The sequence below is a fragment of the Burkholderia arboris genome (assembly GCF_902499125.1).
GTDB lineage: Bacteria > Pseudomonadota > Gammaproteobacteria > Burkholderiales > Burkholderiaceae > Burkholderia > Burkholderia arboris.
Window position 1 is genome coordinate 18,879 of sequence record NZ_CABVPX010000036.1, and the last position, 23,546, is coordinate 42,424.

21 protein-coding genes are annotated in these 23,546 nt (G+C 68.4%); 19 read left to right on the top strand and 2 right to left on the bottom strand.

Features of this window, described 5'->3' with window-relative positions; all coding sequences use genetic code 11:
• Positions 1–69 precede the first annotated feature (69 nt).
• From BLA15945_RS31485 to BLA15945_RS31505, 5 genes are all read left to right on the top strand, one after another.
• Complete coding sequence (locus tag BLA15945_RS31485) at positions 70–972, top strand: SPOR domain-containing protein (RefSeq protein WP_059233069.1); 903 nt, start codon at positions 70–72, stop codon at positions 970–972.
• A 70-nt stretch (positions 973–1,042) separates the two neighbouring features.
• A complete protein-coding gene (locus BLA15945_RS31490; protein ID WP_059233068.1) occupies positions 1,043–1,681 on the top strand; it encodes a thiol:disulfide interchange protein DsbA/DsbL in 639 nt (212 codons plus the stop codon).
• A 19-nt stretch (positions 1,682–1,700) separates the two neighbouring features.
• A complete protein-coding gene (locus tag BLA15945_RS31495) occupies positions 1,701–2,474 on the top strand; it encodes an SDR family oxidoreductase (RefSeq protein ID WP_059233067.1) in 774 nt (257 codons plus the stop codon).
• 389 nt (positions 2,475–2,863) lie between these two features.
• Positions 2,864–4,459 (top strand): ABC transporter substrate-binding protein, encoded by a 1,596-nt coding sequence (locus BLA15945_RS31500; RefSeq protein WP_174994218.1) that lies wholly within the window; start codon positions 2,864–2,866, stop codon positions 4,457–4,459.
• Between the two features lie 192 nt (positions 4,460–4,651).
• Complete coding sequence (locus tag BLA15945_RS31505; RefSeq protein WP_174994219.1) at positions 4,652–6,292, top strand: ABC-F family ATP-binding cassette domain-containing protein; 1,641 nt, start codon at positions 4,652–4,654, stop codon at positions 6,290–6,292.
• A 16-nt stretch (positions 6,293–6,308) separates the two neighbouring features.
• On the opposite strand, the gene BLA15945_RS31510 is transcribed toward BLA15945_RS31505, so the two are convergent.
• The gene (locus BLA15945_RS31510) at positions 6,309–7,388 is read right to left on the bottom strand and encodes an MBL fold metallo-hydrolase (protein ID WP_174994220.1); all 1,080 of its coding nucleotides are present in this window, start codon (positions 7,386–7,388) and stop codon (positions 6,309–6,311) included.
• A gap of 304 nt (positions 7,389–7,692) precedes the next feature.
• Between BLA15945_RS31510 and aceK the strand changes: the two genes are divergently transcribed.
• From aceK to bioB, 9 genes are all read left to right on the top strand, one after another.
• Entirely contained in the window at positions 7,693–9,510 is a 1,818-nt protein-coding gene (gene aceK, locus BLA15945_RS31515; RefSeq protein WP_174994221.1) for a bifunctional isocitrate dehydrogenase kinase/phosphatase, read from the top strand.
• A gap of 55 nt (positions 9,511–9,565) precedes the next feature.
• Entirely contained in the window at positions 9,566–10,333 is a 768-nt protein-coding gene (gene can / locus BLA15945_RS31520) for a carbonate dehydratase (protein WP_059233062.1), read from the top strand.
• Positions 10,334–10,435: 102 nt separating this feature from the next.
• Positions 10,436–11,113 carry an SDR family oxidoreductase gene (locus BLA15945_RS31525; protein WP_174994222.1) on the top strand — a complete coding sequence of 226 codons (678 nt, stop codon included), beginning with the start codon at positions 10,436–10,438 and terminating at the stop codon, positions 11,111–11,113.
• A gap of 39 nt (positions 11,114–11,152) precedes the next feature.
• Positions 11,153–11,590: a YchJ family protein gene (locus tag BLA15945_RS31530; RefSeq protein ID WP_059233060.1), complete on the top strand. Its 438-nt coding sequence runs from the start codon at positions 11,153–11,155 to the stop codon at positions 11,588–11,590.
• A gap of 106 nt (positions 11,591–11,696) precedes the next feature.
• A complete protein-coding gene (locus tag BLA15945_RS31535; protein WP_174994223.1) occupies positions 11,697–12,962 on the top strand; it encodes a dienelactone hydrolase family protein in 1,266 nt (421 codons plus the stop codon).
• A gap of 477 nt (positions 12,963–13,439) precedes the next feature.
• On the top strand, positions 13,440–14,786 hold the full coding sequence (gene bioA / locus BLA15945_RS31540) for an adenosylmethionine--8-amino-7-oxononanoate transaminase (RefSeq protein ID WP_174994224.1): 1,347 nt from the start codon (positions 13,440–13,442) through the stop codon (positions 14,784–14,786).
• Complete coding sequence (gene bioF, locus BLA15945_RS31545; protein WP_174994225.1) at positions 14,783–15,967, top strand: 8-amino-7-oxononanoate synthase; 1,185 nt, start codon at positions 14,783–14,785, stop codon at positions 15,965–15,967. The genes bioA and bioF overlap by 4 nt, the downstream gene beginning before the upstream one ends.
• Complete coding sequence (gene bioD / locus BLA15945_RS31550) at positions 15,964–16,683, top strand: dethiobiotin synthase (RefSeq protein WP_174994226.1); 720 nt, start codon at positions 15,964–15,966, stop codon at positions 16,681–16,683. The genes bioF and bioD overlap by 4 nt, the downstream gene beginning before the upstream one ends.
• 41 nt (positions 16,684–16,724) lie before the next feature.
• Positions 16,725–17,744 carry a biotin synthase BioB gene (gene bioB / locus BLA15945_RS31555; RefSeq protein WP_059233055.1) on the top strand — a complete coding sequence of 340 codons (1,020 nt, stop codon included), beginning with the start codon at positions 16,725–16,727 and terminating at the stop codon, positions 17,742–17,744.
• Between the two features lie 84 nt (positions 17,745–17,828).
• Here bioB and BLA15945_RS31560 read toward each other — a convergent pair whose 3' ends face one another.
• The gene (locus tag BLA15945_RS31560; protein WP_059233054.1) at positions 17,829–18,746 is read right to left on the bottom strand and encodes a LysR family transcriptional regulator; all 918 of its coding nucleotides are present in this window, start codon (positions 18,744–18,746) and stop codon (positions 17,829–17,831) included.
• 260 nt (positions 18,747–19,006) lie between these two features.
• Between BLA15945_RS31560 and BLA15945_RS31565 the strand changes: the two genes are divergently transcribed.
• Genes BLA15945_RS31565 through BLA15945_RS31585 form a run of 5 tightly spaced genes read left to right on the top strand, consistent with a single transcriptional unit; the run spans position 19,007 to position 23,373 of the window.
• Positions 19,007–19,789 (top strand): 5-oxoprolinase subunit PxpA, encoded by a 783-nt coding sequence (locus BLA15945_RS31565; RefSeq protein ID WP_059233053.1) that lies wholly within the window; start codon positions 19,007–19,009, stop codon positions 19,787–19,789.
• A 22-nt stretch (positions 19,790–19,811) separates the two neighbouring features.
• Positions 19,812–20,054: an acetyl-CoA carboxylase gene (locus tag BLA15945_RS31570; protein WP_059233052.1), complete on the top strand. Its 243-nt coding sequence runs from the start codon at positions 19,812–19,814 to the stop codon at positions 20,052–20,054.
• A gap of 4 nt (positions 20,055–20,058) precedes the next feature.
• A complete protein-coding gene (locus BLA15945_RS31575; protein WP_174994227.1) occupies positions 20,059–21,516 on the top strand; it encodes an acetyl-CoA carboxylase biotin carboxylase subunit in 1,458 nt (485 codons plus the stop codon).
• On the top strand, positions 21,513–22,388 hold the full coding sequence (locus tag BLA15945_RS31580) for a 5-oxoprolinase subunit B family protein (RefSeq protein ID WP_059236589.1): 876 nt from the start codon (positions 21,513–21,515) through the stop codon (positions 22,386–22,388). The genes BLA15945_RS31575 and BLA15945_RS31580 overlap by 4 nt, the downstream gene beginning before the upstream one ends.
• Positions 22,378–23,373 carry a 5-oxoprolinase subunit C family protein gene (locus tag BLA15945_RS31585; RefSeq protein ID WP_059233050.1) on the top strand — a complete coding sequence of 332 codons (996 nt, stop codon included), beginning with the start codon at positions 22,378–22,380 and terminating at the stop codon, positions 23,371–23,373. Before BLA15945_RS31580 ends, BLA15945_RS31585 begins: the two co-directional genes overlap by 11 nt.
• Positions 23,374–23,546 lie beyond the last annotated feature (173 nt).

Sequence of the window (23,546 nt, forward strand, 5' to 3'; positions counted from 1 at the left end):
CAGCGAATGGCCGTGGCAGAAGCGCCTGCCACGGCCCTTTCACGATTCTTTTTGCAGGTGACTCAAGCAATGGCACAACCACGCCGAACTTCGAAGCAATCGAAACAAGCCGGAGGGACATTTCTTGGAATCGTGTTGGGCCTGATCGTCGGCCTCGCGATCGCCGTGGTGGTGGCGCTCTACATCACGCGCTCGCCGTCGCCGTTCGTGTCGAAGGTCGCGCCGCCGCCGGCCGACAACGGCGCGAGCCAGCCGCAGCAGTTCGACCCGAACCGCGCGCTGCAGGGCAAGACGCCCGGCCAGCCGGTACCGCAGGCCGCACAGCCCGCCCCGCCGAACACCGCGCCCGGCCAGGCCGCGAACCAGACCCAGGGCGGCCTGCTGCCCGAACCGCAGATCGTCGAAGTGCCGCCGTCGGCCAACGGGTCGAGCGGTTCGAACAACACCGGCAGCTCGAACAACACGACCGCGTCGAACAATCCGTCGTCGGGCAATGGCGTCGCCGTCGCACCGAAGCCGGCTGACACCCCGCCGCCGCCGAAGAAGACCCAACAGGCGCAGCAACAGCAGCAAGGCGGCGAGGACGACCTCGCCCGCTTCGCCGCGCAGAAGCAGGCGCAGCAGGCTGCCGCACAAAAGCAGCAGCAACAGCAGCTGGCCGCGAACACGCCGAAGCCGACGTCGTCGGCCACGGCCGCAGCCGCAGCGAAGCCGCCGACCGCGGCCGACGCGAACACCGGCTACTTCCTGCAAGTGGGTGCGTACAAGACCGAAGGCGACGCCGAGCAGCAGCGCGCGCGCCTCGGCTTCCAGGGCTTCGAGTCGAAGGTGTCGAAGCGCGACGTCAGCGGCGTGACCTATTTCCGTGTACGCGTCGGCCCGTTCTCGAAATTCGAGGATATGAACTCGGCCCGTCAGCGCCTGTCCGATGCAGGTGTCGACACGGCGGTGATCCGCTTCACGAAGCAGTAAGCCAACCGGCCGAGCCCACGCAGAACCCGTTACGTTCCGTAACCCGAGCAACTGATTCGACGTTCACAACATGAAAAAACTGCTTAGCACGCTCCTTCTGTCCCTGGGCCTGGCCGCCGGTCTCGCCCAGGCTTCGCCCGCCGCACCGGTCGCCGGCAAGGACTTCGAGGTGATGAAGTCGCCGCAGCCGGCGTCCGCGCCGGCCGGCAAGGTCGAGGTGATCGAGTTCTTCTGGTACGGCTGCCCGCACTGCTACGAATTCGAGCCGACGATCGAGGCCTGGGTGAAGAAGCAGGGCAACAACATCGACTTCAAGCGCGTGCCGGTCGCATTCCGTGACGATTTCGTCCCGCACTCGAAGCTGTACTACGCGGTGTCCGCGCTCGGCATCTCCGAGAAGGTCACGCCGGCGATCTTCAACGCGATCCACAAGCAGAAGAACTACCTGCTGACGCCGCAGGCGCAGGCCGACTTCCTGGCCACGCAGGGCGTCGACAAGAAGCAGTTCATGGACGCGTACAACTCGTTCAGCGTGCAGGGCGAGGTGAACCAGTCGGCCAAGCTGCTGAAGGACTACGCGATCGACGGCGTGCCGACGGTCGTCGTCAATGGCAAGTACAAGACGGGCCCCGCTTACACGAACAGCATCCCGGGCACGGCCCAGGTGCTCGACTTCCTCGTGAAGCAGGTTCAGGACAAGAAGCTCTGATCCCCGTCCGCGCACCGGCATGACTACTCCACTGAAGGTCTTCATCACCGGTGCGTCGAGCGGCCTCGGCCTCGCGATGGCCGAGGAATACGCCCGCCAGGGCGCCACGCTCGCCCTCGTCGCGCGACGCACCGATGCACTCGAGGCGTTCGCGCGGCGATTCCCCAAGCTGACCATCTCCGTCTATTCCGCCGACGTGCGCGACGCCGACGCGCTCGCGACGGCCGCCGCGTCGTTCATCGCGACGCACGGCTGCCCCGACGTCGTGATCGCGAACGCGGGCATCAGCCAGGGCGCCGTCACGGGCCAGGGCGATCTCGCGACGTTCCGCGACGTGATGGACATCAACTACTACGGGATGGTCGCGACGTTCGAGCCGTTCGTCGGCCCGATGACGGCCACGCGCCACGGCACGCTGGTCGGTGTCGCGAGCGTCGCCGGCGTGCGCGGCCTGCCCGGCTCCGGCGCGTACAGCGCGTCGAAATCGGCCGCGATCAAGTATCTCGAATCGCTGCGCGTCGAGCTGCGTCCGGCCGGCGTCGGCGTCGTGACGATCGCGCCCGGCTACATCCGCACGCCGATGACCGCGCACAACCCGTACCGGATGCCGTTCCTGATGGACGCCGACCGCTTCGCCGCACGCGCGGCGCGCGCGATCGCGCGGCAGCACGCGTTCCGCGTGATTCCGTGGCAGATGGGCGTTGTCGCGAAGGTGTTGCACGTGCTGCCACGCTGGCTGTACGACCGCCTGTTCGAAAAGGCGCCGCGCAAGCCGAAGGCCGGCGCGCACTGACGATCCGCCGAAGCGGCCTCGCGCGACGTGCGCCGGGCCGTATCGTCGCGCCGTGACGCGTCGGTTCCGCGCCGGTTCCGCGTCGGTTCCGCGCCGGTTCCGCGCCGGTTCCGCGCCGGTTCTGCGTCGCCTTCCGTTGCAGCTTCACCGCCCCATCCCCCGCTCCGCCCGCCGGCTCTCCCGCCCCCGCCGCACCTTCCGCCGCATCAACACCCGTTCCGTCGCGAACGCAGCCGTTTTTCGGTCAATTCGCCGCGTTCCGTCGCCTTTTTCCACGCGTCGCGCGCTTTGACGGTATGCTATTCGCCAGCCGCGCCGGCCCTGCCCGCTTCCGGGCCGCGCCCGCATCCCGTCACCCAGCAAAAAACACAAGCCACGTGGGAGATCCTATGCACGTCAAGCTGTTCGCCGCGGCCGCCGTTGCCGCCGCCCTTGCCGCCCCCGGCCTCGCCGCCGCCAAGCCGCTCACCGTCTGCACGGAATCGAGCCCGGACGGCTTCGACGTCGTGCAGTACAACTCGCTCGTCACGACCAACGCGTCGGCCGACGTGATCTTCAATACGCTCGTGTCCTACGACGAAGCCGCGAAGAAGGTCGTGCCCGCGCTCGCCGACAAATGGGAAGCGAGCGCCGACGGCCTCACGTACACGTTCCACCTGCGCCCGAACGTCGCGTTCCAGACCACCGACTATTTCAAGCCGGGCCGTGCGCTCGACGCGGACGACGTCGTGTTCACGTTCACGCGCATGCTCGACGATTCGAACCCGTGGCACAAGGTCGCCGGCGCGAGCGGCTTCCCGCATGCGCAATCGATGGGCCTCGTGAAGCTCGTGAAGTCGGTCACGAAGGTCGACGACAGTACGGTGAAATTCGTGCTGAACGAGCCGAACGCGACCTTCGTGCCGATCCTGACGATGGGCTTCGCGTCGATCTACTCGGCCGAATACGCGGACCAGCTGCTGAAGGCCGGCAAGCAGGCCGACCTGAACGCGAAACCGGTCGGCACCGGCCCGTTCGTGCTGAAGAGCTATACGAAGGACGCGCTGATCCGTTACGACGTGAACCCGACGTACTGGGGCACGAAGCCGAAGGTCGACCGGCTGATCTACGCGATCACGCCCGACCCGTCGGTGCGCCTGCAGAAGGTGAAGGCCGGCGAATGCCAGATCGCGCTGTCGCCGAAGCCGCAGGACGTGCTCGCCGCGAAGGGCGAAAGCGCGCTGAAGGTCGTGCAGACGCCCGCGTTCATGACCGCGTTCGTCGCGCTGAACACGCAGAAGAAGCCGCTCGACAATGACAAGGTGCGCGAAGCGCTGAACCTCGCGTTCGACCGCGCGACCTACCTGAAGGTCGTGTTCGACAACACTGCGACGGCCGCGAACAACCCGTATCCGCCGAACACGTGGAGCTACGCGAAGGACATCGCGCCGTATGCGTACGATCCCGCGAAGGCGAAGCAGCTGCTCGCGCAGGCCGGCTTCCCGAACGGCTTCTCGACGACGATCTGGACGCGCCCGACCGGCAGCGTGCTGAACCCGAACCCGAAGGTCGGCGCGGAACTGCTGCAGGCCGACCTCGCGAAGATCGGCGTGAAGGCCGAAGTGAAAGTGATCGAATGGGGCGAGCTGATCAAGCAGGCGAAGCTCGGCCAGCATGACATGCTGTTCATGGGCTGGGCCGGCGACAACGGCGATCCGGACAACTATCTGTCGCCGCTGTTCAGCTGCAACGCGGTGAAATCGGGCATCAACTTCGCGCGCTTCTGCGATGCGCAGCTCGACAAGCTGATCGCCGACGGCAAGTCGACCGCCGACCAGGCGAAGCGCGCGAAGCTGTACGAATCGGCGCAGAAGATCATTCACGACCAGGCGCTGTGGATCCCGCTTGGCTACCCCACCGCCGCGGCACTGACGCGCACGAACGTGAGCGGTTATCGCGTGAGTCCGTTCGGACGCCAGAACTTCACGACGGTCGCCGTGCAGTAACCGTGCGTGGCGCGCAAGCGACGGCGTTCGCGCCGCCCGCTTGCGGCCCGCGCGTTTCGCTTGCTACACTGCGCGCCTGTTCCTCATACCGGACGCCAGCCAAAGTGAACAACTAAGCCTTCCCGAAATGTTTTCGCCGCCCGTGCCACGCACGCCGCGCGCGAAGGTCTTCACGCATTTTTGGAGGTGCTTATGGCTGCAGCCACGCCCACCGGCGCGCTCGTCGCGCTTCATCACGTTTCCTTCCGCTTCGACGACGGCATCACGCTGTTCGATTCGCTCGACCTGTCCATCGATCGCACGCCGACCGGCATCGTCGGCCGCAACGGCATCGGCAAGAGCCTGCTCGCGCAACTGATCGCGGGTCGCTGCGCACCGAGCGCGGGGACGATCGAGCGGCATGCGCCCGTCGTCTACGTCGCGCAGCAGCATGACGACGACGCGGCCGGCCCCCGAACCGTCGCGCAGGTCGCCGCGCTCGATGCGCCGCTCGGCGCGCTCGCGCGTCTTGCGAATGGCCGCGCGGCGCCACACGACTTCGACCTGATCGGCGATCGCTGGGATCTCGCGGAGCGGCTGCGCGCCGCGCTCGACGCAGCCGGCCTGCACGACGTGCACGCCGGTACACCCGCGCACGCGCTGAGCGGCGGCCAGCTCGCACGCGTCGCGCTGATCGGCGCGCTGCTGTCCGGTGCCGGCTTGCTCGTGCTCGACGAACCGACCAACCATCTCGACGCTCCGGGCCGCGCGTGGCTGCAGGCGGCGCTCGACGGCTGGCGCGGCGGCGTCGTGATCGTGAGCCACGACCGTGCGCTGCTCGCCGGCGTGCAACGCATCGTCGAGCTGACGCCGCACGGGGCGCGCTCGTATGGCGGCAACTACGCGCTCTACCGCGCGCAGCGCGACGCGGAACAGGATGCGGCGCACGCCGCGCTCGATCATGCGCGCACCGAGCGCGGACGCGTGCGGCGCAGGCTCGAACAGGAACACGACACGATCCAGCGCCACGCGGCCGCGTCGTTGCGCGACGCGAAGACGGCCAACCTGTCGTCGATGGCGCGCCAGAGCCGCAAGGGCGCGGCGCGCAGCATCATGGGCCATGTGCGGCGTCATCAGGACACGTTCAAGACGGCGCTCGACGAACGCGTGCAGCAGGCGGCCGCGCGCGTCGAAGCCGAGGCACCCGTGCTCGTGTCGCTGCCGGGCACCGAAGTCAGCGCACGGCGCCAGCTGTTCACGCTCGACCGCGCGCAACTGCCGTGGCACGTCGCGGGCAACGCCGACGCAATCACGTGGTCCGCGAGCGGCGCGGTGCGCATCGCACTGACGGGCCCGAACGGCTGCGGCAAATCGACATTGCTGAGAATGCTCGCGGGCGAACTCGCGCCGCGTTCGGGGGAATGCACGACACACGTGAGCGCCGCGTATCTCGACCAGCGCCTCGCGCTGCTCGATCCCGAGCGCTCGATCGTCGAACAGTTGGGGCTGCTCGATACGCCGCTTGCCGAAGGCGACCTGCGCAGCCGTCTCGCGTTGTTGCAGCTCGACGCAACACGCGCGACGCAGGCTGCCCGGCAGCTGAGCGGCGGCGAACGGCTGAAGGCCGCGCTCGCGTGCGCGTTGTGGCGCGGCACGCCCGCGCAGCTGTTGCTGCTCGACGAGCCGACCAATCACCTCGACCTCGAATCGGTGCGCGCGATCGAAGCGGCGCTGGCCGGCTTCCCGGGCGCGATCGTCGTCGCGTCGCACGACCCCGCGTTTCTCGCGGCGCTCGAACCGACGCACACGATGCAATGGCATCACGACGGGTGGCGCTACGAACCCGTCGTGTAAGGACGACGCAGCGCGCTCAGCCGGCGGTGCGGAACCGCAGCATGCCGTCGTCGCCCTGCTCGCGCACGAGTTCGCCCGCGAGCCACAGCAGGTTCAGGTGCGCGAGCGCCTCGCCGAGCGCGAACGTCATCTGGTGGATGTCGAGCTCGCGGCGGCGGAACATGATCGGCACGATGTCGGCTGCGCTCATCGGCTTCTCCGCGCACGCGACGCGCACTTCCGCGAGCCGCGCGTCGTGGTGTTCGCGCAGTTGCGCGATGCGCGTGCGCACGCCGCGGAACGGTTTGCCGTGCGACGGCAGCACGAGCGTGTCGGGCGCCATCGTCTCGTAGCGGCCGAGCGACTGCAGGTACAGCGCGAGCGGGTTCCCTTCCGGCTCGAGGTCGAACACGGACACGTTCGTCGAGATGCGCGGCAGCACCATGTCGCCGGAAATCAGCACACCGTCCGCGTCGCTGTGCAGCGCGCAATGTTCAGGCGAATGGCCGAAGCCGGTGACGACGCGCCAGGTGCGCGCGCCGATCGTCACCGCGTCGCCTTCGCGCAGGCGCCGGTAGCGCGGCGGCACGGCCGGCACGAGATCCGAGTAATAGTTGCGGCGGTTGCGCAGCTTGTCGAGCGCGGCCGGATCGGTCAGCCCGTGGCGCGCGAAGTGGTCGGCGGCCGCCGCGCCGCCCGCGTTCGAGCCGTTGCCGGCCGCCATCAGGCAGCCGAACATGTATTCGCCGAGCGTCATCCACAGCCGCACGTTCCAGCGACCCTGGTCGCCGCCTTCGCACAGCCAGTTCGCGAGGCCGAAGTGATCGGGGTGGCAGTGCGTGACGAGCACGCGCAGCACCGGCAGGCCGTCGAGATGCGTGTCGAAGATCTGCTCCCAGTGCGTGCGGATCGCGTCCGACGAGATCCCGCAATCGACGATCGTCCAGCCGGCCTGCCCGTCGATCTCGTCGCGCAGCAGCCACAGGTTGATGTGGTCGAGCGAGAACGGCAGCGGCATGCGCAGCCAGCGCACGCCGGGCGCAACCTCGAACGTGTCGCCCGCGGCGGGCAGCGTGTCGGCGAAGGGGTAGTCGAGTTGGTGTTCCAGTGCGTTCATCGGTGGGGTGTCTCGTCGTTATCGGTGCGAATGCACGCCGGCGGCGGGCACGGCGGGCGTTGCGTCGATTCTATCGCCGTCGCACGAAACGCGTGCCCGGCCGCCGCCGGGCGGTCAAAAAAAGTTCGTGCCAGAATCGGTCCCGTACCCGTATCTTTACGCGAAGATGCACCGAACGGTACGCAACGGCGAACAACACGCCGATTGCCGACCGTTGGCGCGTCACCCCGAAAGTCATTGAAACGCCGACTTGGGCGCTAAAATGGCGAGTGCTTACAGCCCCTCCCGAACGAGCCTGCACGCGATGAATCACTTCCCCAAACTGCTGTCGTCGCAGATCGGTTTCGACGTCGCGCAGACGATGCTCGAATACTTCGATCGCCACTACCGGATCTTCCGTGAAGCGGCGGTCGAGGCGAAGACGCTGTACGAGCATGGCGACTGGCACGGGCTGCAGCGGCTCGCGCGCGAGCGGATCACGTCGTACGACGATCGCGTGCAGGAATGCGTCGAGGTGCTGGAAGACGAATACGACGCGGAGAACATCGACGACGAAGTGTGGCAGCAGATCAAGCTGCACTACATCGGCCTGCTCACGTCGCACCGCCAGCCCGAGTGCGCGGAAACCTTCTTCAATTCGGTGTGCTGCAAGATCCTGCACCGCTCGTACTTCAGCAACGATTTCATCTTCGTGCGCCCGGCGATCTCGACCGAGTACCTGGAGAACGACGAGCCGGCCGCGAAGCCCACCTACCGCGCGTACTATCCGGGCACCGACGGGCTCGCCACCACGCTCGAGCGCATCGTCACGAACTTCCAGCTCGAACCGGCGTTCGAGGATCTCCCGCGCGACATCGGTTGCGTGATGCAGGCGATCGACGACGAGTTCGGCCACTTCGACGAAGCGCCGAATTTCCAGATCCACGTGCTGTCGTCGCTGTTCTTCCGCAACAAGAGCGCGTACATCATCGGCCGCATCATCAACGCCGACCGCGTGCTGCCGTTCGCGGTGCCGATCCGCCACGTGCGGCCGGGCGTGCTCGCGCTCGACACGGTGCTGCTGCGCCGCGACCTGCTGCAGATCATCTTCAGCTTCTCGCACTCGTACTTCCTCGTCGACATGGGCGTGCCGTCCGCGTACGTCGACTTCCTGTGCACGATCATGCCGGGCAAGCCGAAGGCCGAGATCTACACGTCGGTCGGCCTGCAGAAGCAGGGCAAGAACCTGTTCTACCGCGACCTGCTGCACCATCTGTCGCATTCGAGCGACCGCTTCATCATCGCGCCCGGGATCAAGGGCCTCGTGATGCTCGTGTTCACGCTGCCGTCGTTCCCGTACGTGTTCAAGATCATCAAGGATCACTTCCCGCCGCCGAAGGAAACGACGCGCGCGCAGATCATGGAGAAGTACCAGCTCGTGAAGCGCCACGACCGCCTCGGGCGGATGGCCGACACGCTCGAATATTCGAGCGTCGCGCTGCCGCTCGCGCGGCTCGACCACGCGCTCGTGCGCGAGCTCGAGAAGGAAGTGCCGTCGCTGCTCGAATACGAGGACGACAACCTCGTGATCAGGCACCTGTACATCGAGCGCCGGATGACGCCGCTGAACCTGTACCTGCAGAACGGCAGCGACGCGGACGTCGAGCACGGCGTGAAGGAATACGGCAACGCGGTGAAGGAGCTGATGAAGGCGAACATCTTCCCCGGCGACATGCTGTACAAGAACTTCGGCGTCACGCGCCACGGCCGCGTCGTGTTCTACGACTACGACGAGATCGAGTACCTGACCGACTGCAACGTGCGCCGCGTGCCGCCGCCGCGCAACGAGGAAGACGAGCTGTCCGGCGAACCGTGGTATACCGTCGGCCCGCACGACATCTTTCCGGAGACCTACGGACCGTTCCTGCTCGGCGACCCGCGCGTGCGCAGCGTGTTCATGAAGCATCACGCGGACTTTTTCGATCCCGCGCTGTGGCAGGCGAGCAAGGACAAGCTGATGCAGGGCGAATTGCCCGATTTTTACCCGTACGACGCGGCGCTGCGCTTCAGCGTGCGCTACCCTGCGCGCTTCGGCGCGTCGGACCAGAACGACGGCGAAGGCAACGCGCAGCGCGCTGCCTGACGCCGGTGACACCGAACCGATATCGACCCGATTTCCGCCAACGGAAGCCACACCGATGAATACCCAAGACAATCCGCTTTCACATCTGTTCGACAACAACGAAGCCTGGGTCAAGCGCAAGCTCGAGGACGATCCGCAGTTCTTCGCGCGCCTCGCCGACCAGCAGGCGCCGGAATACCTGTGGATCGGCTGTTCGGATTCGCGCGTGCCCGCAAACCAGATCATCGGCCTGCCGCCGGGCGAAGTATTCGTGCACCGCAACATCGCGAACGTCGTCGTGCACAGCGACCTGAACTGCCTGTCGGTGATCCAGTTCGCGGTGGACATCCTGCGCGTGAAGCACATCATGGTCGTCGGCCACTACGGCTGCTCGGGCGTGAACGCGGCGCTGCTCAACCGGCGCGTCGGCCTCGCGGACAACTGGCTGCATCACGTGCAGGACGTGCGTGAGCGCCATGCGGACCTGCTCGACGACTGGCCGGTCGGCGAAGCGCGCTATCGCCGCCTGATCGAGCTGAACGCGATCGAGCAGGTCGTCAACGTGTGCCGCACGACGATCGTCAACGACGCGTGGGCCCGCGGCCAGTCGCTCACCGTGCACGGGCTCGTGTACGGCGTGCACGACGGCCGGATGCGCAACCTCGGGATGGCCGTGTCGAACTTCGAAGCGCTCGACGAGACCTACAAGCGCTGCGTGGCCGCGCTCACCGCCGGCGGCGAGCATGCGCCGGACAACGACATGATCGCGGCGGACGCCGCGCGGCTCGAAGGCGTCGCGCAGGCGGTCGCCGCCACGCTGAAGCCGTGCGACGACGCGAAGTAACGCGGCATTCGCCTGGCGGCCGCTGCGACGCGGCCGCGACACGCATCGAACGGATCTGACACCGGCGCCGCCGCGGCGGCGCCACGGAAAGGAGCGACGGGCATGAAAACCGTATTGATCGTCGGCGCATCGCGCGGCCTCGGCCGCGAATTCGTCCGGCAATACCGGCGCGACGGCTGGAACGTGATCGCCACCGCGCGCGACGATGCGTCGCTCGACGCGCTGCGCGCGCTCGGTGCGCAGGCGCATGCGCTCGATATCGCGCAGCCCGAGCAGATCGCGGCGCTCGGCTGGAAGCTCGACGGCGAACGGCTCGATGCGGCCGTGCTCGTGTCGGGCGTGTACGGGCCGCGCACCGAAGGCGTCGAGACGATCACCGCCGAGGATTTCGACGCGGTGATGCATACGAACGTGCGTGGACCGATGCAACTGCTGCCGATCCTGCTGCCGCTCGTCGAAGATGCGCGCGGCGTGCTGGCCGTCGTGTCGAGCCGGATGGGCAGCATCGCCGAGGCGACCGGCACGACCGGCTGGCTGTACCGCGCGAGCAAGGCCGCGCTGAACGACGCGCTGCGCATCGCGTCGCTGCAGACACGCCATGCCGCGTGCATCTCGCTGCATCCCGGCTGGGTGCGCACCGACATGGGCGGCGCGCAGGCCGCGATCGACCCGGAAACCAGCGTGACCGGCATGCGCCGCGTGATCGCCGAATCCGGTTCGGACGTGTCGCAGGCCAACGGCCGCTTCTTCCAGTACGACGGCATCGAGCTGAGCTGGTGAGCCGAACCGACAACCGATCGTCGTTAATTCCCGTTTCGCATGATTTTGACCCGACCTGACGCGTGCCCGTGCGGCGGCGCGTCCCCCGCCGCCGCCGGTAAAGCGGCGCCGCCGCGCTATGCGGCCTGCTGCGGCCGCTTCATCGACGGCGGCGAAGCCGCGCCGACCGCGCTCGAGTTGATGCGTTCGCGGTACAGCGCATACGTGCTCGGCGCGACCGACTACCTGCGCGCGACGTGGGCGGCGCGCACCTGCCCGCCCGATCTCGACACCGACCCCGAAGCACCCGACGCGCCGCGCTGGCTCGGCCTCGCGGTCAAACGCCATGCGCCGCTCGACGAACGCCACGCGGAGGTCGAATTCGTGGCGCGCTACAAGGTCGGCGGACGCGCCTACCGGCTCCACGAGACGAGCCGTTTCGAGCGCGACGAGCACGGTTTCTGGCGCTATGTCGACGGCGAAGTAAGCGAACGCTGACAAATAGTTGCTGTGTCAGACGCCGGGTAATTCCCGCATTGCACAACCCGATTTTGTCGGGCTACGATGACCTCGAATTGGTCATGTTGCATGGCAGGGCTTACGAATGGCGTTCAGCAAGGTATTGGTGGGATGGATGGCGGCCTGTGCGCTGTCGGCCGCTCAGGCCGGTACGCTGCCGAACGCCAATACGGGTACCAGCGTATCGCTCGCCCATGCCGAGCGCTTCGACTACAGCGACGCGAACCTGCCGCAGGTCGCGGCCGATCTCAACGAACAGATTCTCCGCATCCCGGCCGATGCTTCGGGCGCCGTAACGCTCGAGGCGACGCTCTTCAAGCCGGACGGCCCCGGCCCGTTCCCGCTCGTCGTCTTCAACCACGGCAAGAACACCGGCGATCTCCATCTGCAGCCGCGCAGCCGGCCGCTCGCGTTCGCACGCGAATTCGTGCGCCGCGGCTATGCGGTGATCGCGCCGAACCGCCAGGGCTTCGCCGGCTCGAGCGGCACGTACCAGCAGGAAGGCTGCAACGTCGGCAAGAACGGCCTCGCGCAGGCCGCCGACGTCGATGCGACGGTGCGCTACATGTCGCACCAGCCGTACGTCGATGCGTCGCGCATCGTCGTCGCCGGCACGTCGCACGGCGGCCTCGTATCGGTCGCGTACGGCACCGAAGCCGCGCCGGGCGTGCGCGGCATCATCAACTTCTCGGGCGGGCTGCGCCAGGACCTGTGCGACGGCTGGCAGCGCAACCTCGTCGATGCGTTCGACCAGTACGGCGCGCACACGGCCGTGCGGTCGCTGTGGCTGTACGGCGACAACGATTCGGTATGGACCCCGGCGCTCGTCGCGCAGATGCACGACGCGTACGTGTCGCATGGCACGCAGGCCCAGTTCATCGATTTCGGCCGCTACAAGGACGACGCGCACCGGCTGATCGTCGATCGCGACGGCGTGCCCGTGTGGTGGCCGGCCGTCAATGCATTCCTCGCGCAACTGAACCTGCCGACCTCGGTACGCTACGCAGTCGCGAACCCGCACGAGCCGAAGGCCACCGGCTATGCGTCGATCGATGCGGTCGGCGCGGTGCCGTTCGTCGACGAAGCCGGCCGCGAAGGCTATCGCCGCTTCCTGAACCAGCATCCGAGCCGCGCGTTCGCGGTGTCGTCGGAAGGGGCGTGGTCGTGGGCAGAAGGCGGCGACGACCCGATGGCGCTTGCACTCGACAACTGCGCGAAGCAAGGCGCGGGGGCATGCCGGCTGTACGCGGTCAACGACCGTGTCGTGTGGAACGCGAACACGACGCAGACGGCCGACAACGGCGACGACACCACGCGCGACACCGACACGCGCGCGCTGGCCTCGCGCTGACGCGCGGCGGCCCGTCCGCCGCCGGCCCGCTCAGCTGACGCTCCTTCCTGCGTTTTCTCCTGTCCGCGTGCACCTCGCGCGCCGTCGCACGCCGTTCCGGCGCGCCCGTTTTCGCACCTGATTTCCCCCCCGATTCCGCAGATCATTCGACCGCCGCCTTGTGCGCGCGACGTCGCCCCGTTCGCCCGTTTCCCCCTTCGCTCCCCGATTTTTTGCAATCGTGCCGCGTGCCGTCCCGCGATTTTTTTCTGTCGGGGGGTGTCACTCGAACGTCGTCATCTGCGGCCATTTCCCCCCTTCCGCCGCGTTCCGTTCCGAGCCGCCATGAACTGCGCCGAACTCCCGCCCAGTAAGGCTTTGCAGGGTTTGTAACCGCTAGTGCAACGTCCCGCGGAACACGCTAATCTCAGCGCGTTTCGTATCCCGCCGCGCGGCATCCCGTCGATGCCGCGCGGTCGTTTTACCCCCGGAGTCGCCTTGAGTACGCCAGCCACCGACGACTGGGTCGCGCGCAGCCTGCGCGCGGTCTGGCATCCCTGCACCCAGATGAAGCATCACGAGCGCCTGCCGCTCGTCCCCGTCGCGCGCGGCGCGGGCGTGTGGCTGTACGACCGTGACGGCCGCCGCTACTTCGACGCGATCAGCTCGTGGTGGGTCAACCTGTTCGGCCATGCGAACCCGGACATCAACGCGGCGCTGAAGGACCAGCTCGACACGCTCGAGCACGCGATGCTCGCCGGCTGCACGCACGAGCCCGCGATCGAGCTCGGCGAGCGGCTGCACGCGCTCACCGCGCGCAACCTCGGCCATGCGTTCTTCGCGTCGGACGGCGCATCGGCCGTCGAGATCGCGCTGAAGATGAGCTTCCACGCGTGGCGCAACCGCGGCCGCGCGAACAAGCAGGAATTCGTCTGCGTCGCGAACAGCTATCACGGCGAGACGATCGGCGCGCTCGGCGTGACCGACGTCGCGCTGTTCAAGGATGCGTACGACCCGCTGATCCGCCATGCGCACGTCGTCGCGTCGCCCGATGCGCGCGGCGCGCTGCCGGGCGAGACGGCTGCCGACGTCGCGGGCCGCGCGCTCGCGGACGTGCGGCGCCTGTTCGCCGAACGCGGCGACCGGATCGCCGCGCTGATCGTCGAGCCGCTCGTGCAGTGCGCGGCCGGCATGGCGATGCATGATCCGTCGTACGTGCGCGGGCTGCGCGCGCTGTGCGACGAATTCGGCGTGCACCTGATCGCCGACGAGATCGCGGTCGGCTGCGGCCGCACCGGCACCTTCTTCGCCTGCGAGCAGGCCGGCGTCTGGCCCGATTTCATGTGCCTGTCGAAAGGCATCAGCGGCGGCTACCTGCCGCTGTCGCTCGTGCTCACGCGCGACGACGTGTTCGCGGCGTTCTACGACGACGACACGACCCGCGGCTTCCTGCACTCGCATTCGTACACCGGCAACCCGCTCGCGTGCCGCGCGGCGGTCGCGACGCTCGACCTGTTCGCGCGCGACGACGTGCTCGCGGGCAACGCGCGCAAATCGGCGACGCTGCGCGCCGCGCTTGGCTCCCTCGACGCGCATCCGCAGGTGCGCCACCTGCGCGAACGCGGCACGCTGTTCGCGTTCGACGTCGCGCTCGACGGCGACGCGGCACGCGGCTTCTCGCGGCGCTTCTTCGAACGCGCGCTGGAGCGCGAGCTGCTGCTGCGCCCGATCGGCACGACCGTGTACCTGATGCCGCCGTACGTGATGAGCGACGACGACATCGCGTGGCTCGCGCAGCGCACGCGCGACACGCTCGACGCGACCCTGGAGGAAATCGGCCGATGAGCCTGCTCGACACCCTGCAACGCGGCCTCGCCGATCTCGACGCGCAAGGGCTGCGCCGCGTGCGCCGCATCGCCGACACCGCGTGCGACGCGCGCATGACCGTGAACGGCCGCGAGATCATCGGCTTCGCGAGCAACGACTACCTCGGCCTCGCTGCGCATCCGGCGCTCGTCGCCGCATTCGCCGAAGGCGCGCGGCGCTACGGCTCCGGTAGCGGCGGCTCGCACCTGCTCGGAGGCCATTCGCGCGCGCACGCGACACTCGAGGACGAACTCGCGGGCTTCGCGGGCGGCTTCTCGGATGCCCCGCGCGCGCTGTACTTCAGCACCGGCTACATGGCGAACCTCGCCGCGATGACGGCCCTGGCCGGCAAGGGCGCGACACTCTTCTCCGACGCGCTGAACCACGCCTCGCTGATCGACGGCATGCGGCTGTCGCGCGCGAACGTGCAGGTCTATCCGCACGCGGATACGGCGGCGCTCGCCGCACTGCTCGACGCATCGGATGCCGAAACGAAACTGATCGTCAGCGACACCGTGTTCAGCATGGATGGCGATATCGCGCCGCTCGCCGAACTCGTCGCGCTGGCCGAACGCCACGGCGCGTGGCTCGTCGTCGACGATGCGCACGGCTTCGGCGTGCTCGGCCCGCAGGGCCGCGGTGCGCTCGCGGCCGCCGCGCTGCGTTCGCCGCATCTCGTCTACGTCGGCACGCTCGGCAAGGCGGCCGGCGTCGCGGGCGCGTTCGTGATCGCCCATGAAACCGTGATCGAATGGCTGATCCAGCGCGCGCGCAGCTACATCTTCACGACGGCCGCACCGCCGGCCGTCGCGCATGCGGTATCGGCCAGCCTGAAGGTGATCGCGGGCGACGAAGGCGACGCACGACGCACGCACCTCGCCGCCCTGATCGAACGCACCCGCGCGCTGCTGCGCAACACGCGCTGGCGACCGGTCGATTCGCACACGGCCGTGCAGCCGCTCGTGATCGGCAGCAACGACGCGACGCTCACCGCGATGCGCGCGCTCGACGCGCACGGCCTGTGGGTACCCGCGATCCGGCCGCCGACGGTACCCGCCGGCACGTCACGGCTGCGCGTGTCGCTGTCGGCCGCGCATTCGTTCGACGATCTTGCGCGGCTCGAAGCCGCGTTGCTGGCAGCAAGCAAGGACGCAGCATGACGGCCCCCCTTTCCCTTTTCGTCACCGGCACCGACACCGAAATCGGCAAGACCTTCGTGTCGGCCGCGATGCTGCACGGGTTTGCGCGGCACGGCCTGCGTGCGGCCGCACTGAAGCCCGTCGCGGCCGGCGCGTACGAACGCGACGGCATCTGGCGCAACGAGGACGCCGACCAGCTCGATGCCGCCGCGAACGTCGTGCTGCCGCCCGAGCTGCGCACGCCGTTCCTGCTGAAAGCACCGGCCGCGCCGCATATCGTCGCCGCGCAGGAAGGCGTGACGCTCGACATCGACACGATCGTCGCGTGCCATCGCGAAGCGCTCACGCGCGCGGATATCGTCGTCGTCGAAGGCGCCGGCGGCTTCCGCGTGCCGATGAACGACACGCAGGACATGGCCGATCTTGCCGTCGCGCTCGGCGTGCCGGTCGTGCTCGTGGTCGGCGTGCGGCTCGGCTGCATCAACCACGCGCTGCTCACCGCCGACGCGATTGCCGCACGCGGCCTCAAGCTCGCAGGCTGGGTTGCGAACCACGTCGACGCGGCCATGTCGTTCCCCGACGAGAACATCGCAACGATGCGCGACTGGCTCGCGCGCGAGCACGGCGCGCCGCTGCTCGGCCGCATTCCGTACATGAGCCCGGCCGCCCCCGAATCCGCCGCGGCGATGCTCGACATCGCCGCGCTCGTCGAGACGCTGCGCACCGCGCAGCATTGACCCAACCGATCCCCCAATCCCGCCCAGGACAGGAAAACGAAATGACCCAAGCCCAGACCGCCGCCGTGCAACCCGACGCGATTCCCGTGGCTGCACCGGCCTCGCAGCGCTGGCGCGTCGCCGACGTCGTCGCGCTGTTCGCACTGCCGTTCAACGACCTGCTCTTCCGCGCGCAGCAGGTGCATCGCGAGCACTTCGACGCGAACGCAGTGCAGCTGTCGACGCTGCTGTCGATCAAGACGGGCGGCTGCGAGGAAGACTGCGGCTACTGCTCGCAGTCGTCGCATCACGACACGGGCCTGAAGGCCGAGAAGCTGATGGACGTCGACGCGGTGCTCGATGCCGCGCGCGCGGCGAAGGCGAACGGCGCGAGCCGCTTCTGCATGGGCGCCGCGTGGCGCAACCCGAAGGAGCGCCACATGCCGGCGCTGACCGAGATGGTGCGCGGCGTGAAGGAGCTCGGCCTCGAGACCTGCATGACGCTCGGCATGCTCGAGGACGAACAGGCACAGGAACTCGCGAACGCGGGCCTCGACTACTACAACCACAACCTCGACACGTCGCCGGAGTTCTACGGCCAGGTGATCTCCACGCGCACGTACCAGGACCGCCTCGACACGCTCGACCGCGTGCGCGACGCCGGCATCAACGTGTGCTGCGGCGGCATCATCGGGATGGGCGAATCGCGCCGCGAGCGCGCGGGCCTGATCTCGCAGCTCGCGAACCTGAACCCGTATCCGGATTCGGTGCCGATCAACAACCTCGTCGCGATCGAAGGCACGCCGCTCGAAGGCACCGCGCCGCTCGACCCGTTCGAGTTCGTGCGTACGATTGCAGTCGCGCGCATCACGATGCCGAAGGCCGTCGTGCGCCTGTCGGCCGGCCGCGAGCAGCTCGACGACGGGCTGCAGGCGATGTGCTTCCTCGCCGGCGCGAACTCGATGTTCTACGGCGACCAGCTGCTGACGACCAGCAATCCGCAATCGCAGAAGGACCGCGCGCTGTTCGAGCGCCTCGGCATCCGCTCGAGCGACGCGGACGCGATGTCGGCCAGCGCGTAAGCGCCACGCATGGCGGATTCGTCCGCCATACACAAAAAAAGCCGGGATGCGTCCCGGCTTTTTTCATGCGCGTTCGCCGCGCGCTCAGGTCGCGCCGCCCAGCGCGCGCGGCTCCATGAACGTGTGCCGGAAGTAATCGCGCACCGCGTGCATCGCGGGGCTCAGCTCGATGTTCTTGCGCCACGCGAGGCCGACGCTCATCGGCGGCACCGGGTCGCGCAGCACGATCGTCTCGATGCGCCGCCCTTCGAGCGACCACGGGCGATACACCATGTCGGACAGGATCGCGACGCCGCTGCCGTTCGCGACCATGCTGCGCACGGCCTCGACCGACGACGTGCGCAGGATCACGTTCGGCCGGTACGGCGTCTCGTTCCAGTAGCGCAGCGCCGTCTGTCCGGCCTCGTCGACCGTCAGCATCACGAACGGCTCGTGCGCGACCTCCGCGAACGTGACGCTCTCGCGCCTGAGCAGCGGATGATGCGCGCCGACCCACAGCCGGCGCACCGAATGGATCACCGGCTCCAGCACGAGCTCGGGATTCGACACGTTCGACGTCAGCAGCACGGCCATGTCGTAGCGGCCCGCGATCAGCCCTTCCTCGATCGACTCGCGGTTCAGCTCGTGCAGGTGGATCGTCAGGCGCGGATAGAGCGTATTCAACCGCAGCACGTGGTGCGGCAGGAAGTAGCCAAGCACCGTGTAGCTCGCGGCGATCGCGAGCGTGCCGGTCAGCGTGCTTTCGAGGTTCGGGATCCGCATCGCCTCGTCGACCGACGACAGGATCGTGTACGCGTGATTGAGAAAGCGCCGCCCGGTGTCGGTGAGCGTCACGCCCGCCGGCGTGCGCAGGAACAGCTGCGTGCCGAGGCTGTCCTCCAGCTCCTTGATCGCGCTCGTCACGGCCGACTGCGAGATCGTGAGCTGGATCGCGGCCTGCGAGATCTGTCCGAGCTCGGCGGTCGCGACGAAGTACTTGAGCTGTCTGAGAGTCAGGGCCATGTCCGGTGGAAAACTGATGGGCACACGGCAAACATCATATCAACCGCCCCGCCGGCGGCAATCCGTGACCGCCCGCCCTGCGCACACCCGCCTGCGGCGGCGCTGCGCGGCCGCTTCGCGCGATATCTAAAAAATCGATACGGTCGCATACAAAAATAGAACTATTTTGACGCACCCCGCACGGCTAACCTGCGTTCAACACGGTTTCGGCCCGCGCCCCCGGCGCAAACGACACCGGAGAACCTGGAGGAACGATCCGTATGAGGAAGCACAGTGTCGACCTGAATTCCGACATGGGCGAAGGTTTCGGCCCGTGGACGATCGGCGACGGCGTCGACGAGCAGATCATGCCGCTCATCAGCTCGGCGAACATCGCCACCGGTTTTCACGCCGGCGATCCGAACATCATGGCGCGCACGGTGCAGCTTGCGCGCGACGCCGGCGTCGGGATCGGCGCGCATCCGGGCTTTCGCGATCTGGTCGGCTTCGGCCGGCGCACGATCACCGAAACGCCGCAGGCGCTCGTCCACGACATCCTGTACCAGCTCGGCGCGCTGCGCGAGTTCGCGCGGCTCAACGGCGTGAGCCTGCAGCACGTCAAGCCGCACGGTGCGCTCTACATGCACGCGGCAACCAGCGAAGCGTTCTCCCGGCTGCTGATCGAGACGCTGCAGCGCGTCGACCCCGGCCTGTGGCTGTACTGCATGGAGGCATCGGTCACCTATCGCGTTGCCAGGGAGTACGGACAGCCGGTGATCCGCGAGTTCTACGCCGACCGCGACTACGACCGCAGCGGCTCGATCGTGTTCACGCGCCGCGTGGGCCGCCTCGACCCGCAGCAGGTCGCCGACAAGGTGTTGCGCGCGTGCATCGACGGCAAGGTGCGCACGGTCGACGGCGACGACATCGACATCGATTTCGATTCGGTCTGCATCCACAGCGACACGCCGGGCGCGCTCGACCTCGTCCGCGACACGCGCGATGCGCTGGTCCGCGAAGGCATCCGGACCGCGGGCCCGCGACCGCTCGCCGCCCATCACTGAACCCGATTCAAGGAGACGCCAGATGGCATTGCACGATATCGTCAGCCCGTTGCCGGGCACGTTCTACCGGCGCCCGTCGCCCGATGCGGCCTACTACGTCGCGGTCGATGCGACGGTCGCCGCGGGCGCCGTGGTCGGCCTCGTCGAAGTGATGAAGCAGTTCACCGAGATCGAAGCCGAAGCGGCCGGCCGCGTGGTCGAGCTGCTCGTCGAGGACGGCGAACCGGTCGACGCGGGCCAGGTCCTGATGCGGATCGAGGGGTGACGCGATGAAGCCGGCCACCTCCCCCGACACGTTCTATCGCCCGTCGCGGATCAAGACCGTGCTGGTCGCGAATCGCGGCGAGATCGCGGTGCGCGTGATCCGCGCGGCGCGCGAGCTCGGCATGCGCGCGGTCGCCGTGGTCAGCGACGCCGACCGCGACAGCCTCGCCGCACGCATGGCCGACGAGGCGATCCACATCGGCTCGTCGCATGCAGCGAAAAGCTATCTGAATCCCGCCGCGATCCTCGACGCCGCGCGGCAATGCGGCGCGGACGCGATCCATCCCGGCTACGGCTTCCTGTCCGAAAATGCCGCGTTCGCCGCGCAGGTCGAGGCGGCCGGGCTGATCTTCGTCGGACCGGACTCGCAGGTCATTGCGACGATGGGCGACAAGGCGCGCGCCCGCGACACCGCGCGGCGCGCCAACGTGCCGACGGTGCCCGGCAGCGACGGCGTCGTGCAATCGCTCGACGAGGCCCGTGCGGTCGCCGCGCGCATCGGCTATCCGATCATGATCAAGGCGGCCGCGGGCGGCGGCGGGCGCGGCATCCGCGTCGCGCACGACGCCGCGCAGCTCGACGCCGAACTGCCGCTCGCGCAGCGCGAAGCGCAGGCTGCGTTCGGCGACGGCGGAGTCTATCTCGAGCGCTTCATCGCACGGGCGCGGCACATCGAGGTGCAGGTGCTCGGCGACGGCCGCGACGTCGTCCATCTGTTCGAGCGCGAATGCTCGCTGCAGCGGCGCCGCCAGAAGATCCTCGAGGAAGCGCCGTCGCCGTCGCTCACGCCGGCGCAGCGCGACGCGCTGTGCACGTCGGCCACGCGCCTCGCGCGCGAAGTCGGCTATCGCAGCGCGGGCACGCTCGAATACCTGTTCGACGACGCGCGCGGCGAGTTCTACTTCATCGAGATGAACACGCGCATCCAGGTCGAGCATCCGGTCACGGAGGCGATCACCGGCATCGATCTCGTGCGCGAGACGCTGCGCATCGCCGACGGCGAGCCGCTGCGGTTCGCGCAGCCGGACATCGCGATGCGCGGCGCGGCGCTCGAATGCCGGATCAACGCGGAAGATCCGCTGCAGGATTTCCGCCCGAATCCCGGCCGGATCGACGCACTGGTGTGGCCGACCGGCCCCGGCGTGCGCATCGATTCGCTGCTCTATCCGGGCTACGTCGTGCCGCCGTTCTACGATTCGCTGCTCGCGAAGCTGATCGTGCACGACGAGAGCCGCGCGGCCGCGCTGCGGCGCCTGTCGCGCGCGCTCGGCGAACTGCACGTCGGCGGCCTGAAGACGACCGCGCCGCTGCACGTCGCGCTGCTCGCGGACGACGACGTGCGCGCGGGCCGCTATCACACGAATTTTCTCGAAGCATGGATGCCGCAATGGCGCGAGGCCGCGACGGCCGCCGCCCGGCAGCACGCAACCGCGGACGCCGCGCGCGTCGGGGAGGCCCTGTGACGACCCGTTATACGTTCGGCGGCGACGAGTTCGTGTTCGTCGAGATCAGCGAGGCGATGTCGCTCGACGCCTTCTTCAAGGGCACGGCGATCACGCGCGAGCTGCAGCGGCGCGCGGTGCCGGGCATCACCGAAATCTGCCCGGCGAACGCGTCCTACCAGGTGCGCTACGACCCGGACGTGATCGAGCCCGACGCGCTCGTCGCGCTGCTGAAGGCGATCGAGGCCGAGGTCGGCGACGCGCCGCTCGAACTCGACACGCGCATCGTCGAGGTGCCGGTGCTCTACAACGACCCGTGGACGCACGAGACGCTGATGCGGTTTCGCGAGCGTCACCAGGACCCGTCGTCGACCGATCTCGAATACGCGGCGCGGATCAACGGCAAGCGCGACGTCGACGACTTCATCGCCGCGCACTCGGGTTCGCCGTGGTTCGTGTCGATGGTCGGCTTCGTCGCGGGCCTGCCGTTCATGTACCAGATGGTCGAGCGCGAACGGCAGCTCGAAGTGCCGAAATACCTGCGGCCGCGCACCGACACGCCGAAGCTGACGGTCGGCCACGGCGGCTGCTTCGGCTGCATCTATTCGGTGCGCGGCGCGGGCGGCTACCAGATGTTCGGCGTGACGCCGGCGCCGATCTTCGATCCCGCGCAACGGCTCGACTACCTGCACGATTTCATGGTGTTCTTCCGGCCCGGCGACATCGTGAAGTTCCAGCCGATCGATCGCGACGCATACGACGCGGCAGTGGCGGCCGTCGAGGCCGGCACGTTCTCGCTGCGCGTGCGCCCGGTGAAATTCTCGCTCGACGCGTTCCTGCGCGATCCCGATGCGGTCAACCGTTCTCTCGTCGAGGTGCTGCATGCCAGCTGACGCGCACAACCTGATCGAGGTCATCAAGCCCGGCCTCGCGACGTCGGTCCAGGATACGGGCCGGCAAGGCTACTACCACGTCGGCATCCCGCCGTCGGGCGCGCTCGACCAGTATGCGTCGCGTGCGGCGAACCTGCTGGTCGGCAATCCCGAAGAAGCGGCCGTGCTCGAATGCACGCTGCTCGGCCCGGAGCTGATGTTCCATGCGGACGCGCTCGTTGCCGTCACGGGCGCCGAGATGACGCCGAAGATCGACGGCGTCGGGCAGTGCTGCAACATCGCGCTGCGCATCCGCGCGGGCAGTGTGCTGTCGTTCAACTACGTGAAGGGCGGTGCGCGGGCCTACCTGGCCGTCGCGGGCGGCATCGACGTGCCGGTCGTGCTCGGCAGCCGCTCGACCTATGCGCTCGGCGCGATCGGCGGCCATGCGGGCCGGCGGCTGCAGAAAGGCGACCGGCTGCCGATCGGCGCCGCGCGCGGCATGCATCGCGAAGGGCGCGAGCTGCCGGCGGCGGTCGTCCGGCCGCTCGACAGCCAGGTCGAACTGCGCGTGCTGACGGGCCTGTACCACTACCGGCTCACCGACGCATCGGCGCACACGTTCTTCGACGACGAATGGACGGTCGCGCCTGAAGCCGACCGCATCGGCTACCGCTACAAGAACGGGCGCCCGCTGCAGTTCCGGCCGCGCGAACAGCCGTTCGGCGCGGGCGCCGATCCGTCGAACATCGTCGACGCGTGCTATCCGATCGGCTCGATCCAGGTGCCGGCCGGGCTCGAGCCGATCATCCTGCATCGCGACGCGGTGTCGGGTGGCGGCTACGCGACGATCGGCACGGTCATCAGCGCCGACATGGACCTGATCGGCCAGATGCAGCCGAACCATCGCGCGCGCTTCGTGCGCGTGACGATGGCCGATGCGCTCGCGGCACGCCGCGAGTACCAGCGGCGCCTCGCGCTGCTGCGCGCCGTGCTGCAGGACTGAGCGCCGGACGCCCGGCCACCCTGCCGGGCGCCGTTCGCCGCCCGCCGTTTTCATCCTTCGCTTTCGTTTCCCGCCCGTGCGGCCGCGCGCGGCGCGGCGGGGACGCTTGCGCGCCGTTTCTGCCGGACCGGTTGCCCGCCCGACGTCGGGGCAACCCTGCGGATCGCCTGACC

Excerpts from the sequence above, each read along its gene's own strand:
- BLA15945_RS31530 (WP_059233060.1), top strand. The coding sequence starts at position 11,153 with ATGATTTTGACCCGACCTGACGCGTGCCCGTGCGGCGGCGCGTCCCCC.
- BLA15945_RS31565 (WP_059233053.1), top strand. The coding sequence starts at position 19,007 with ATGAGGAAGCACAGTGTCGACCTGAATTCCGACATGGGCGAAGGTTTC.
- BLA15945_RS31485 (WP_059233069.1), top strand. The coding sequence starts at position 70 with ATGGCACAACCACGCCGAACTTCGAAGCAATCGAAACAAGCCGGAGGG.
- bioD (WP_174994226.1), top strand. The coding sequence starts at position 15,964 with ATGACGGCCCCCCTTTCCCTTTTCGTCACCGGCACCGACACCGAAATC.
- aceK (WP_174994221.1), top strand. The coding sequence starts at position 7,693 with ATGAATCACTTCCCCAAACTGCTGTCGTCGCAGATCGGTTTCGACGTC.
- BLA15945_RS31585 (WP_059233050.1), top strand. The coding sequence starts at position 22,378 with ATGCCAGCTGACGCGCACAACCTGATCGAGGTCATCAAGCCCGGCCTC.
- BLA15945_RS31560 (WP_059233054.1), bottom strand. The coding sequence starts at position 18,746 with ATGGCCCTGACTCTCAGACAGCTCAAGTACTTCGTCGCGACCGCCGAG.
- can (WP_059233062.1), top strand. The coding sequence starts at position 9,566 with ATGAATACCCAAGACAATCCGCTTTCACATCTGTTCGACAACAACGAA.
- BLA15945_RS31500 (WP_174994218.1), top strand. The coding sequence starts at position 2,864 with ATGCACGTCAAGCTGTTCGCCGCGGCCGCCGTTGCCGCCGCCCTTGCC.
- BLA15945_RS31570 (WP_059233052.1), top strand. The coding sequence starts at position 19,812 with ATGGCATTGCACGATATCGTCAGCCCGTTGCCGGGCACGTTCTACCGG.
- BLA15945_RS31510 (WP_174994220.1), bottom strand. The coding sequence starts at position 7,388 with ATGAACGCACTGGAACACCAACTCGACTACCCCTTCGCCGACACGCTG.
- BLA15945_RS31495 (WP_059233067.1), top strand. The coding sequence starts at position 1,701 with ATGACTACTCCACTGAAGGTCTTCATCACCGGTGCGTCGAGCGGCCTC.
- bioF (WP_174994225.1), top strand. The coding sequence starts at position 14,783 with ATGAGCCTGCTCGACACCCTGCAACGCGGCCTCGCCGATCTCGACGCG.
- BLA15945_RS31535 (WP_174994223.1), top strand. The coding sequence starts at position 11,697 with ATGGCGTTCAGCAAGGTATTGGTGGGATGGATGGCGGCCTGTGCGCTG.
- BLA15945_RS31490 (WP_059233068.1), top strand. The coding sequence starts at position 1,043 with ATGAAAAAACTGCTTAGCACGCTCCTTCTGTCCCTGGGCCTGGCCGCC.
- BLA15945_RS31505 (WP_174994219.1), top strand. The coding sequence starts at position 4,652 with ATGGCTGCAGCCACGCCCACCGGCGCGCTCGTCGCGCTTCATCACGTT.
- bioB (WP_059233055.1), top strand. The coding sequence starts at position 16,725 with ATGACCCAAGCCCAGACCGCCGCCGTGCAACCCGACGCGATTCCCGTG.
- BLA15945_RS31525 (WP_174994222.1), top strand. The coding sequence starts at position 10,436 with ATGAAAACCGTATTGATCGTCGGCGCATCGCGCGGCCTCGGCCGCGAA.
- BLA15945_RS31575 (WP_174994227.1), top strand. The coding sequence starts at position 20,059 with ATGAAGCCGGCCACCTCCCCCGACACGTTCTATCGCCCGTCGCGGATC.